Here is a 13,338-nt window from a genome sequence, read left to right as displayed (position 1 = left end):
GCTTTAACCTTTTAAGACTGCAAATACACCACCTGGGTTTGCAGATACTCATGTAAACCGTGTTTACCGTCCGCTCCGCCAATCCCGGATTTACGCCATCCCGCGTGGAAACCCTGCATCGCTTCGAAGTTCTCGCGGTTGATGTACGTTTCACCAAACTTCAGCCCTTTAATGGCTTTCATCGCCACGTTCAGGTTCTGGGTGTAAATCGAGGATGTCAGGCCGTATTCGCTGTCGTTTGCCATTGCCAGCGCGTCTTCCAGCGTATCAAAAACCACTACCGGCAGCACGGGGCCAAAGGTCTCTTCGTGCATGATGGACATCTCCTGACGCACGTCCAGCAGCAGCGTTGGCGGATAATAATAGCCTTTACCTTCCACCGCTTTGCCGCCCAGCACCACGCTGGCCCCTTCCTGCACCGCACGCGCCACTTTCTGCTCCACGCGCTCAAGGGCTGCGGCGTTAATCAGCGGTCCCATTGCGATATCATTGTGCTCGGACGGATTGCCAAACTGCACCGCTTTCATTGCCTCACCGAGGCGATTAACAAAGCGATCGTAAATCCCTTTCTGCACATATACGCGCTCGACGCAGTTACACACCTGCCCGGTATTAATGACGCGAGAATCGACGATCGCTTTCACCGCCAGCTCCAGATCGGCGTCATCCATCACGATGGCAGGCGCTTTACCGCCCAGCTCCAGACACACCTTCGTGATATTTTTCGCCGCCGCCGTCATGATTTTCTCACCGGCCGTGACGCTACCGGTCATGCTGACCATCGCCACTTTCGGGTTCCCCGCCAGCTCTTGCCCTACCGTTTCGCCGCGCCCTAGCACCAGATTGAATACGCCTTTTGGCAGGCCAATGTCATCGACGATTTTGGCAAAAGCAATGGCGTTGTTTGGTGTGAATTCGCTCGGTTTGATGACAATCGTGTTGCCGGTCAGCAGCGCAGGGGCGAGCTTCCGGGCAATCAGGAAGAACGGGAAGTTCCACGGCAGAATGCCGGTTGTCACGCCCAGCGCACGTTTAAAGACCAGGATATTTTCACCCGGACGATCGCTCTGGAGGATTTCACCTTCGTAGCGCCGGGCCCACTCGGCCATGTAATCGATGTAGTCAGCGGTAAAGTTAACTTCTACCTCTGCCAGTTGCTGAATTTTGCCACCTTCCGCCACAATCAGAGAACCGATCTCGCTGGCGCGCTCGCGGATCCCCGCAGATATTTTACGCAGCCAGTTGGCGCGCTCAATTGCCGGGAGAGCTTCCCAGCCAGCCTGTGCGCGCTCGGCGGCATCTATTGCCTTGCGAGCATCTTCAGCACGCCCGTCGGGGATCCGGGAAATGAGCGCTTCGGTTGCCGGGTTGATAACATCAATCCAGGCATCACCCTGCCAGGCAACGAACTGTCCATCGATATACATAGGATGCTGTACGGGTACTGTCATGACCTGCTCCTGTAATTGCATTGTTTTTAACACGTAAATTTATTGTTAAAAATTACAATCACAGGCTAACTTTCCCACTCTGTCGCGTGGTATTTGTGAGTCATCTCATAAAAGAAGCGGGTCAGCAAAACCGCGGAATTACAAAGTAGCAACATAAATTGCCCGTTTGCGAAAATACCAGCGCAAACGGGCACACTTTACAGGAGAGAACGACTGACCAGTGCGTCAGTCAGAATGGCGTCGTGATACAAGATTTGCCATGCCGCTTCGACATCGGCTGGAATATCAACGTGGGCGATAAAATCACGTCCCATCGGGCCGTAGCCCTCAACGTCGTCCCGCAGGCGCGGTAGCTCGCCAAGGACCAGCGACAAATAGCGTTCTACGGGCCAGAGCCCTTCACTGCTGCCGCTAAATACCAACCCGTCTTCACTGTTTTGCAGTCGCGCAAGCAAGCCCGGATGGCTAATCCAGCGTGGTGCACTGGCCTCATCGCGCGTCACCCGGGCAAACGTCGCCATCGTCCTGCGCTGCATGGTGGGATCCTGCACCACCAGCACACGCTCAGGTACGGGCTGATGCTGCCTGAGGATCTCCCAGCTAAAGCGCGCGTTGGCACCGCAGTGGGTTGACTGGTCTTCAATTAGCAGGCGTTCTTCTGGAATGTTCCAGAACTGTCGTGCAATAGCCGCGAGAATGGTCGCTTCAGCACGCCCCGTCGTCGGCACGGTGTTGTAACGTGGATGACGCGCGATGGCAGCATACAGGAACGTGGTCGAGTGGCCGATACCCCCACTAATCAATAGCGGGACGCCCTCTTCAGACGCTACGCGGCAGGCGGCATCAATGCTTGGGATCACTGCATTTCCGGCCAGTACGACAGCATCAACCGGTTGGGCAGGCTGGTAATCATCCTGCGCCAACCATTCGCCTACGGTATTCATTGCCACCAGCGTGGTTTCCGGCAAACACGGAAAGATTGTCATTGTCATCAGTACCTCCCTCCATCGAGTCCATTCAGAGTAACGCGTGCATCATGACAAAACAGAGGATCTCTCCGAAAGCCGATTCGCCCATTACCCGACATTCATATTTGATTTAACGACGCATTTCATATTCACTTGAATTATGAATTGCGTCAGACGTAAAATCCTTAGCCCACTAATTATTAGATTTTTCCAAGGTAACCGACGATATGCGCCTGCCCCAACGCGATCCTTATGCTCCTCGCGAGTGGCAGCCACACGAAAAACCCGCGCTGCTGGGCTCACCGTCAACGCCGCTGCATAGTACACCTAAACGTTTTGCCTACGGCATTGTCGGCTTATTAGTGTGCCTGACCGGCGCGCTCGGTAACGCGATGGTTGCCGCCAACCTGCAAAATTTGCAGGGTACCTTTGCGGTCTGGTCGACTGAAATCGCCTGGCTGCCCGCCGTTTATGTCATGACCAACGTCTCGATTAACCTGTTGCTGGTAAAGTTTCGCCAGCAGTATGGTCTGCGGGCATTTACCGAAGGTTTTCTGGTGCTTTACGTGCTGGTCACCTTTTTCCACCTGTTCGTCAACGATCTCAGCTCGGCGTTGATGGTCCGCGCCGCACACGGCATGGTGGCCGCAGCGTTAAGCTCGCTGGGCATTTACTATCAGATTCAGGCGTGGCCCGCGAAGCATCGTCTAAAAGCGCTGACCATTGGGATCACCGGTTCATCGCTGGCTATTCCCATTGCGCGTCTGTTCTCTACCGAACTGCTCCAGTTGGACGAGTGGCGGGGGCTGTACTTCTTCGAGCTTGGCCTGGCGCTGATATCACTCGGCTGCGTGATTGCGCTAAAACTCCCGCCCGGTGACAGACGAAAAGTGTTTGAAAAAAAGGATTTCATCACCTTCTTTTTACTGGCTCCGGGGATGGCGCTGCTTTGCGCAGTGTTGTCGCTCGGGCGTCTGGACTGGTGGTTTGAAGCACCGTGGATTGGCTGGTCGCTGGCATTATCACTGGTGCTGATCGTCTCGGCCATCGTCTTTGAGCATAATCGGAACAACCCGCTGCTCAACACCCGCTGGCTCTCCAGCGGCAGCATCCTGCGTCTGGGGCTGATCATGTTGCTGATCCGTATCGTGCTGGCGGAACAAAACACCGGGGTGATTGGCTGGTTACAATACGTTGGATTACAGAACGAACAGATGACACATCTGGCATGGTCAATTTTCGCCGGTATCGTCTGCGGGATTGTCGCCAGCTGTCTGACCATCAAGCCGACAAAACTGGCCTGGCCGATTGTCACCTCGCTGGTACTGATGATTGTCGCCTCGCTGCTGGACAGCCAGTCCAACAACCTCACCCGCCCTGACCAGTTGATGCTGAGCCAGTTTTTGCTCGGATTCGGTAGCGCCTTTTTCCTGGCGCCTGCCATGCTGGCGGGGATTGGTGGCGTGATCGCTGACCCGCGCAATCTGGTGAGTTTCTCGGTGCTGTTTGGTATGAGCCAGAATATTGGCGGGCTGATGGGTTCAGCTATTTTGGGTACTTTTCAGACCTGGCGGGAGAAATATCACTCCAGCATGCTGGCCGACCAGATCACTACGCTCAATCCGCTGGTGAATGAGCGGATACAGCTCTATACCCAGATGTACCGGAGTCTGATTGGCGATAGCGCACTGCTGGGTACCCAGGCCGTCACGCAGTTGCAAACGGTCACCACGCTTGAGGCCAATATTCTGGCATACAATGATACCTATCTGCTGACGGCGAGCATTGCGACCGCCACGCTGGTGTGGATTTTATGGCGTCTGTTACGGCTGAGAATCACCGCCCATTTGGCACTTAAAAAGGCCACCGGCATAAAATAATGGATATCGAAACACTAATGGTTATCGCGTTACCCCAGGAGACGTTATGAGTCAGCAGGATGCCGCCAAAGAGCAGGCCCACACCCGCAATAATTTGCGCGTGGTTTCACTATTTGCCGCCGCGGCGATTGGGATTGTCGGGGTCCTGGTGATCCTCTACGCCTGGCAGTTACCACCGTTCACTCGCCATACGCAGTTCACCGATAACGCCTACGTGCGCGGCCAGACTACGTTTATCAGCCCGCAGGTGAATGGCTATATTACCGACGTGAAAGTGCAAGATTTTGTGCAGGTGAAAAAAGGCGAGCTGCTGCTGCAAATCGACGATCGTATTTATCGCCAGCGCGTTCATCAGGCCGAAGCACAGCTGGCAATGAAAATTGCCGCGCTGAACAATAACCTACAGCAGCGTAAAAGCGCCGAAGCGGTGATAGCCCGTAACGATGCGGCGCTGAAAAACGCTCGGGCGCAAAACCTGAAAACCCAGGCCGACCTGAAACGCGTGAAGGATTTGACCACCGACGGATCGCTTTCGATTCGCGAGCGCGACGCGGCACTGGCGAGCGCCGCTCAGGGCAGCGCGGATATCGACCAGGCCAAAGCCACACTTGAGATGTCGCGCCAGGATCTGCAAACCGTGATTGTGAATCGCGGCTCGCTGGAGGCCGACGTTGAAAGCGCCAAAGCAGCACTGGAACTGGCGCAGATCGATTTGCAAAATACCCGCATCGTCGCCCCGCGCGACGGTCAACTGGGACAAATTGCCGTGCGGTTAGGCGCTTATGTTACCGCGGGCACCCATCTCACCACGCTGGTTCCGCCACAGCACTGGGTCATCGCCAATATCAAAGAGACGCAGCTCGCGAATCTGCGCGTCGGCCAGCCGGTTAAATTCACGGTGGATGCCCTGAACAACAGAGCCTTTGAAGGCCGTGTGGAGAGCATTTCTCCCGCCACTGGTGTGGAGTTCAGCGCCATTACGCCGGACAACGCCACGGGTAACTTTGTGAAAATCGCCCAGCGCATTCCGGTGCGTATCGAAGTGCTCGGCAAGCCGGAGGACGCCGCGCTGCTGCGTCCGGGCATGTCGGTTCAGGTGAATATTGATACGCGGGAGGCCAAACAATGAGGCTTTGCGCCGTAGCGGGGTTTACGATCGCGGCGCTGCTGACAGGGTGTCAGTCCGCGGATATCGCCCCGGCTAAACCGACGCTGCAAATCCCCGCGCAGTGGCGCGAAGCATCCGGCCCCATTAGCCCAACGGAGCAGGTCTGGTGGCGTAATTTTCACGACAATAACCTCAACCGCTACGTCGAGCGGGCACTGCAAAATAACAGCGACGTGCTCATCGCTCGCGAGCAAGTTAACGAATATCAGGCGCGAGTTTATGCCGCTGACGGCAGCCTTTTCCCCACGCTCGATGCCAGCGTCGGCGGTACGCGCGCGCGCTCTCAGTCGGCCGCCACCGGCCTGCCAGTCTATGGTTCACTGTACAAAGGCAGCCTGACCGCGAGTTACGATGTCGATATCTGGGGCGTCAATCGCAGCACTGCCAACGCGGCACAGGCATCGCTTGAGGCGCAAAAAGCAGCCGCCGCCGCCGCGGATTTGACCGTCGCGTCGTCGGTCGCGTCGGGCTACATCACGCTACTGTCGCTGGATGAACAGCTGCGCGTAACGCAATCGACGCTCGCCTCACGCGAAGAGGCATGGAAACTGGCAAAGCGTCAGTTTGAAACCGGATACAGCTCGCGTCTGGAACTGATGCAGTCTGATTCCGATTTGCGCGCCACCCGCGCGCAAATCCCGCTGATCCAGCACCAGATTGCCCAGCAGGAAAACGCGCTCAGCATCCTGCTGGGAGATAACCCTGGTGCCGTCGTGCGCAGTGCAAACTTTGATACGCTTACGCCGCTAAAGCTGCCGTCGCAACTGCCCTCCTCGCTGCTCAATCGACGTCCAGATATTGTGCAGGCAGAGCGTCAGCTCATTGCAACGGACGCCACACTTGCCGCCTCCCGCGCCAGCCTGTTGCCGTCGATCAACCTGACGGCCAGCGGATCGATACAGGATCGCACGCTTCCCGGCCTGCTGGATAACCCATTGCAGCTCTGGAGCGTTGGCGGCAGCATTCTTGCACCGTTGCTTAATCGCCAGGCGCTAAACGCACAGGTGGATATTTCGCAGTCACAGCGCAATCAGGCTTTGTACGGTTATGAGAAAACCGTGCGCAATGCGTTTAGAGAAGTGAACGACAGCCTGGACGCGATCACGCGCTATCAGGAGTAGTTAAACGAACTTCGGGCTCAGCAGGATGTAGCGCAGGAAACCCTGCGTATCGCGCAAAATCGCTATCGTAACGGCTATTCGTCTTATCTGGATGAGCTGGACGCTCGACGCACGCTGTACTCGGTGCAAACCAGCGTGGTTCAGGTGAAAAATAACCTGCTGCTGGCGCAGATAGATTTGTATAAAGCGCTAGGTGGCGGGTGGTCTGAAGGGTAAGCGCCGGGCGAAGTATTCTCCGCCCGGCAGGGTCGTCAGGCGGAAATCTGATCCATGGCCTGCAAGATACGTTTATCCGAAATCGGATACGGTGTACCTAACTGCTGTGCGAAGAAGCTGACGCGCAGCTCTTCAATCATCCAGCGGATCTCCTGCACGTCTTCATCGTCACGGCGCGCGGGCGGCAGCTTGTTTAGCCACTGCTGCCACGCCTGCTGGACGCTCTCGACCTTCAGCATTTGCACGCGATCGCGATGCGGATCGATAGCCAGTTTCTCGAGGCGTTTTTCAATCGCCTGCAAATAACGCAGCGTATCGCCCAGACGTTTGAAACTGTTACCGGTGACAAACCCGCGATACACCAGGCCGCCCATTTGCGCCTTCACATCCGACAGGCCCAACGCCATGGTCATATCCACGCGCCCTTTCAGGCGTTTGTTGATATTGAACACCGCGGTCAGGATCTGCTCGACCTGCTTCGCAATGACCACCACGGTGTCATTAAGCTCGGCGCGCACCTTCTCGTGCAGCTTCGCAAAGCCCTCCTCCGTCCAGACCGGACCACCCGCTTCGTCTATAAGCTTATCGACGCCGCAGGAGATGCAGTCGTCAATCAGGTCCAGCACCTTGCCGTACGGGTTGAAGTACAGCCCGAGCTTGGCTTTGTTCGGCAGCTTTTCGTGCAAATATTTGATGGGCGACGGGATATTCAGCAGCAGTAATCGGCGCAGACCGCGCCACATCGCCTGTTGCTGCTCCAACGGATTATCAAACAGCTTGATCGCCACGCTGTCGCGTTCGTCCACCAGCGCTGGCCACGCTTTCATCTTATAGTTGCCGCGCTTTTGCTCGTAGTGATCGGGCAGATTACCGAAGCTCCAGATATGCAGCCCGCTCTGTTCGATACCGTCATCTGCCACCGCCGAGAGCGTCTCTTGCACTTTGCCCTTCAGCGCGTCTTTCAGTTCGGTCAGCGAACGGCCTTCGTTCAGCTTCTTGTTTTTATCGTCCACCACCCGGAAGGTGATTTTCAGGTGATCGGGTACCTGATCCCAGTGCCAGGATTCACGGTCGATGGTGACACCCGTCATGCGGCGTAATTCACGCTCCAGCGCGTCCAGCAGCGGCATTTCCAGCGGGGTCACGCGGCCTAAGAACGCCTCGGCATAGTTCGGTGCCGGGACAAAGTTGCGACGCACCGGCTTTGGCAGCGATTTGATCAGCGCAATCACCAGCTCGCGGCGCAGGCCTGGGATTTGCCATTCAAAGCCCGCCTCTTCCACCTGGTTCAGCAGCGGCAGCGGGATATGGACGGTAACGCCATCCGCATCCGTGCCCGGCTCAAACTGATAGGTCAGACGCAGCTTAAGATTGCCCTGATGCCAGAAGTTCGGGTAGTCCAGCTTGCTGACCTGCTCCGCTCCCTCTTTGATCAGCATGCTCTTTTCAAAATTGAGCAGATCTGGCGTCTCTTTACTGGCCTGTTTCCACCAGTTATCAAAGTGACGGCCCGATACCACATCATGGCTAATGCGTTGATCGTAGAACTCGAACAGCGCCTCGTCGTCCACCAAAATGTCGCGGCGGCGAGACTTGTGCTCCAGCTCTTCGACTTCTGCCCGGAGCTTAAGATTTTCGCGGAAGAACGCATGACGCGTCTGCCAGTCGCCTTCCACCAGCGCGTGACGAATAAACAGCTCGCGAGAGAGCGCCGGGTCAATCTGGCTGTAATTGACCTTGCGCGCGGCAACAACCGGCAGGCCGTAGACGGTCACTTTTTCCGTCGCCATCACCGCACCCTGCGCGCGTTCCCAATGCGGTTCGCTGTAGGAGCGCTTAAGCAGATGCTGCGCTACCGGCTCAACCCATTCCGGATCGATCCGCGCGGCAATGCGACCCCACAGGCGGCTGGTCTCAACCAGCTCCGCCACGATGGTCCATTTGGGCGGTTTCTTGAATAAACCAGACCCTGGGAAGATCGAGAAACGGGCGTTGCGCGCGCCGGTATACTCCTGCTTATCGGCGTCTTTCATGCCGATATGGGACAGCAGCCCGGTCAGCAAGGCGACGTGGATCTCCCGGTATTCTGCCGGTTCACTGTTCACCGGAATGCCGAGTTCTTTCACCACCTGACGAAGCTGAGTGTAAATATCCTGCCATTCACGCACGCGCAGGTAATTGAGATATTCGGTGCGGCACAGTCGGCGGAAGGCATTCGAAGTCAGCGCTTTTTGCTGCTCGCCGAGGTAATTCCACAGGTTCACAAACGCCAGGAAGTCAGACTCTTTATCCTGGAAACGACGGTGCATTTCGTCCGACGCCTGCTTTTTGTCCATCGGACGCTCACGCGGATCCTGGATAGAAAGCGCCGAGGTGATAATCATCGCTTCGCGCACGCAGCCGTGTTTTTGCGCTTCCAGCACCATACGCGCCAGACGCGGATCCACCGGCAACTGGCTAAGCTGGCGGCCCTGTGGCGTCAGCTTATAGGCGGTCACCTGCTCATCGGTGGTGATCGCACCCAGCTCTTCAAGCAGGCGCACCCCGTCCTGAATGTTACGTTTATCCGGCGCTTCAACGAACGGGAACGCCGCGATATCACCCAGGCCCAGGGCGGTCATTTGCAGAATGACCGATGCCAGGTTAGTTCGCAGAATTTCTGGATCGGTAAATTCTGGACGCGACAGGAAATCGTCTTCGGAATACAGACGAATGCAGATACCTTCCGAGACACGCCCGCAGCGGCCCTTACGCTGGTTAGCCGAGGCCTGAGACACCGGCTCAATCGGCAAACGCTGGACCTTGGTACGATAGCTGTAGCGACTGATGCGCGCCGTACCCGGATCGATAACGTATTTAATGCCAGGCACGGTGAGCGAGGTTTCCGCGACGTTGGTCGCGAGAACGATGCGTCGCCCGCTATGTGACTGGAACACGCGGTTTTGCTCGCTGTTCGACAGTCGCGCATACAGAGGAAGCACCTCGGTAAGGCGTAAGTCACGCTTGTTGAGCGCATCGGCGGTGTCGCGGATCTCGCGCTCGCCGCTCATAAAGATCAGAATATCGCCTGGACTTTCGCGTCCGAGTTCATCGACCGCATCGAAAATAGCCTGCAGCTGATCGCGATCGGTATCATCTGCCTCTTCCACAATCGGGCGATAACGCACTTCGACAGGGTAAGTTCGGCCCGACACTTCAATAATCGGAGCATTGTTGAAATGGCGTGAAAAACGCTCGGGATCGATAGTTGCCGAGGTAATAATGATTTTCAGATCCGGGCGACGCGGTAGAAGTTCCCGCAGGTAACCGAGCAGGAAATCAATGTTCAGGCTGCGCTCGTGCGCTTCATCAATGATGATGGTGTCGTACTGCATCAGCAGACGATCCTGTTGGATCTCCGCCAGCAATATACCGTCGGTCATCAGCTTGACCATGGTGTTATCGCTAACGTGATCGCTGAATCGCACCTTATACCCGATACAACCACCCGGCTCGGTTTGCAATTCTTCGGCAATACGGTTGGCGACCGTTCGCGCCGCCAGACGACGCGGCTGGGTATGGCCGATCAAACCTTTGATTCCGCGCCCCAGCTCCATGCAGATTTTGGGTAACTGCGTGGTTTTACCCGAGCCAGTTTCCCCCGCCACGATCACCACCTGGTGGTCGCGTACGGCTTCCAAAATTTCCTGTTTTTTCTGACTGACGGGCAGGTTTTCCGGATAGGTAATGTCCGGACGTGCGGCTTCGCGCAGCACGACCTTACCTGCGGCCTGTTCAATCTCTTTCGCCATCTCCTGATAAATGGCCTGTTGTGATTCAGGATTTTTAACCTTCTTAATACCCTGCAGGCGGCGCGCAAAGCGTTGTTTGTCGCGCAGCATCAGCGAATCAAGCTGGCGTTGCAGCATCGGGAAGGTGAGTTTTTGTTGTTCTGTCATAGCGTTAGCGGGCAGTGCTCTGCCGGGTGAAATCTCGTTTTAATGATAGGTGTAGAGTACCACAACGGCACTTCTCCTGCCTTATTCAAAAATTTCGAACATTGGATTCGATATATTGCGCTATCCCTGCGACAGGATTGTGAATAGAGTGTCATCAAGCAACGGGGCAACCCCAATCAAATACAATTAATTAAGGAATCACCCATGAGCAAAGTATTAGTTCTCAAATCCAGTATTCTGGCAGGGTACTCTCAGTCTGGTCAGCTGTCTGATTATTTCGTTGAGCAGTGGCGTGAACAGCATTCCGCTGACGAAATCACCGTACGCGATCTGGCGGCCCAGCCTATTCCAGTACTGGATGGTGAGCTGGTGGGTGCGCTGCGTCCAAGCGATGCACCGTTGACGCCACGTCAGCAAGAAGCACTGGCGCTGTCCGATGAGCTGATTGCTGAACTGCAGGCCCACGACATTATCGTGATTAACGCCCCGATGTATAACTTCAACATCCCTACTCAGTTGAAAAACTACTTCGACCTGGTGGCGCGTGCTGGCGTAACGTTCCGTTACACCGAAAATGGTCCAGAAGGTCTGGTGAAGGGTAAACGCGCTATCGTGCTGTCAAGCCGTGGCGGTATTCACAAAGATACCCCAACCGACCTGATTGCCCCATACATGAGCCTGTTCCTGGGCTTCATTGGTATCACCGATGTGAACTTTGTCTTCGCTGAAGGTATCGCTTACGGTCCGGAAGTGGCGACCAAAGCACAGACTGACGCGAAAGCGGCAATCGACAGCCTGGTGGCTGCATAAGATTTCCCCCTCTCACCGCCCGGTGGGAGGGGTTTTCCTTTCCCCGCTCACGTCACAACTTTACGAGATTCCTCGTAAAATCTGCTACGAAACCAGCATGTCCAGAAAGAAATCCCTATGATGCCGGCGGGTGCTTGAGACTGACCAGTTTCAGGCAAACTTGCAGGAGGCTGGAAAGTGAAAAGCCCCAGGAGATATTTCTATCAACCTGGGGCTACCATCCAAAAACCTCACAAGTTGGATGTTAGCCCCTTCTGAGCAAGGAGGCAATAACATGCTGACAAAGTACGCCCTGGTGGCCATTGTAGTGCTGTGTTTTACAGTACTGGGATTCACGCTTTTAGTGCGCGAGACGCTATGCGAATTGAGCCTGAAGGAAAGGGGTATGGAGTTTAAAGCTGTTCTCGCCTACGAATCGAAGAAGTAGCTAAAACGCGGGGAGCAATCCCCGCGTATCTGGCAGAAAGGTAATGGATCTCAATGCACCTTGTTTAGCCCTCTCGCCAGAGAGGGCTAACGCTAATTGTCAACTATATGCGCCATCATCAGCTGATAGCGCATATGGTTAAGTTTTTATTCTGGTTTAAAATAATGATGTCATGATATTGGTACATCGTGGGTGGAATGTCCGCCCTTTATTTTCTGCGCATCCGCGCCCCAGAATGAAGACGTCCCGTTAATGGATAACAGGCAGTTACCCCGCTTCGAATTAACGTCATGGCCCACTCGTGAAGCCATGGTTTCCCACGGGTTGGCTATCAACCTGCCCTGGCTGGCTTTCGTCAACGTCAGCTTTGCGCTGATGATTTTGCTGCGTAACGTGCTGTTTCATAATATCGACAATATTTATCATGCGGGTTTACGCCTCACGCAGATGATTGATGCCTTGATGCTGGGCATTATTCTTTTCTCGGCGGTTTTCACGCTGATGGCGTGGAGACAAAAGCACGGTATCGGTTTCGTCCTTTTCATCACCGGCCTGCTGTGGTCGATATCCTGCTACTGGTTTATCACCGACTGGCAGTTGCCGCATGCCTGGCCGTTATGCGTCATCCTGCTGCTGTCGGCAATGGCCGCACTCTATTTCCACCCAGCGGGTCTGTTAGCCTTCGTTTTACCGCTCTGGCTCACGCTGCCGATGGCGAGTGTGGTACTGAATCAGGGCATCAATATTCGTTTCGCCGTCGTCTGGCTTGTCTTTACGCTGATCCTGATTTGCGGACGTTTCATTCTGCTGCGCTGGTTTAACGAGGCCTGGCAGCGAAACCAACAAAATCAGCTGCTGATTGCCCGTCTTGACGCGCTCGCCCACACGGATCCCATGACCGAAACTGCCAACCGTCGGGCAATGGAAAACGTGCTTGTGAGCGCGATTCAGCAGAAAAAAACCTTCACCGTCATCATGCTGGACGTCGATTTTTTCAAGCGCTACAACGACAGTTACGGCCATCAGGCGGGCGATGACTGTTTAACCCGCGTCGCGCAGGTGCTTAAACAATCGGTGCGCACGCCCGAGGATGTGGTGTCACGTTACGGCGGCGAGGAGTTCGTGGTGATCCTCTTTGATTGCCCAGAGAAATTAGCGACGCAGGTGGCGGCGCGTATTCAGGAAAGCCTGCGTACCGCAGCGATTGCGCACGAGGCCTCAACGGTAAGCGAATACGTGACGGTGAGCATGGGAATTGCCGGTTTCGCGCCGGGCATGTCCGCCAGCCAGATCATTGCCCAGGCAGATGCCGCGTTGTATCGCGCTAAAGAGACTGGGCGAAACCGATGGTTAAGTTAA

General features: G+C 55.5%; 8 protein-coding genes and 1 pseudogene. 6 read left to right on the top strand and 3 right to left on the bottom strand.

What is annotated here, in order from left to right; all coding sequences use genetic code 11:
- Positions 1 to 11: 11 nt before the first annotated feature.
- Together aldA and AC6EMZ_RS20240 are read right to left on the bottom strand one after the other, a co-directional pair.
- Positions 12 to 1,451, bottom strand: coding sequence for an aldehyde dehydrogenase (gene aldA / locus AC6EMZ_RS20245; RefSeq protein WP_498404588.1), 1,440 nt, complete (start codon positions 1,449 to 1,451; stop codon positions 12 to 14).
- A gap of 197 nt (positions 1,452 to 1,648) precedes the next feature.
- Positions 1,649 to 2,443 (bottom strand): YdcF family protein, encoded by a 795-nt coding sequence (locus AC6EMZ_RS20240; protein WP_498404587.1) that lies wholly within the window; start codon positions 2,441 to 2,443, stop codon positions 1,649 to 1,651.
- Positions 2,444 to 2,646: 203 nt separating this feature from the next.
- Here AC6EMZ_RS20240 and AC6EMZ_RS20235 point away from each other — a divergent pair, with 203 nt between their 5' ends.
- The 3 genes and pseudogenes from AC6EMZ_RS20235 to AC6EMZ_RS20225 all read left to right on the top strand — a co-directional run bounded on the left by AC6EMZ_RS20235 (position 2,647) and on the right by AC6EMZ_RS20225 (position 6,804).
- Positions 2,647 to 4,299 carry an MFS transporter gene (locus tag AC6EMZ_RS20235; protein ID WP_498404586.1) on the top strand — a complete coding sequence of 551 codons (1,653 nt, stop codon included), beginning with the start codon at positions 2,647 to 2,649 and terminating at the stop codon, positions 4,297 to 4,299.
- A gap of 46 nt (positions 4,300 to 4,345) precedes the next feature.
- Positions 4,346 to 5,428, top strand: coding sequence for an HlyD family secretion protein (locus tag AC6EMZ_RS20230; RefSeq protein WP_498404585.1), 1,083 nt, complete (start codon positions 4,346 to 4,348; stop codon positions 5,426 to 5,428).
- A pseudogene (locus AC6EMZ_RS20225) lies at positions 5,425 to 6,804 on the top strand (efflux transporter outer membrane subunit). Before AC6EMZ_RS20230 ends, AC6EMZ_RS20225 begins: the two are co-directional and overlap by 4 nt.
- A 35-nt stretch (positions 6,805 to 6,839) precedes the next feature.
- Here AC6EMZ_RS20225 and hrpA read toward each other — a convergent pair.
- Positions 6,840 to 10,742, bottom strand: coding sequence for an ATP-dependent RNA helicase HrpA (gene hrpA / locus AC6EMZ_RS20220; protein ID WP_498404582.1), 3,903 nt, complete (start codon positions 10,740 to 10,742; stop codon positions 6,840 to 6,842).
- 204 nt (positions 10,743 to 10,946) lie between these two features.
- On the opposite strand from hrpA, the gene azoR reads away from it, so the two are divergent.
- From azoR to AC6EMZ_RS20205, 3 genes are all read left to right on the top strand, one after another.
- Entirely contained in the window at positions 10,947 to 11,552 is a 606-nt protein-coding gene (azoR, locus tag AC6EMZ_RS20215) for an FMN-dependent NADH-azoreductase (RefSeq protein ID WP_498404580.1), read from the top strand.
- 274 nt (positions 11,553 to 11,826) lie between these two features.
- Positions 11,827 to 11,979 (top strand): Hok/Gef family protein, encoded by a 153-nt coding sequence (locus tag AC6EMZ_RS20210; RefSeq protein ID WP_498404578.1) that lies wholly within the window; start codon positions 11,827 to 11,829, stop codon positions 11,977 to 11,979.
- 252 nt (positions 11,980 to 12,231) lie between these two features.
- Positions 12,232 to 13,338, top strand: a complete 1,107-nt coding sequence (locus AC6EMZ_RS20205) for a GGDEF domain-containing protein (RefSeq protein WP_498404576.1) — start codon at positions 12,232 to 12,234, stop codon at positions 13,336 to 13,338.

It is taken from the genome of Enterobacter sp. SCRI0065 (assembly GCF_059766475.1).
Note: the sequence above shows the minus strand (reverse complement) of the source record. Positions and strands in the feature narration are given on the sequence as shown.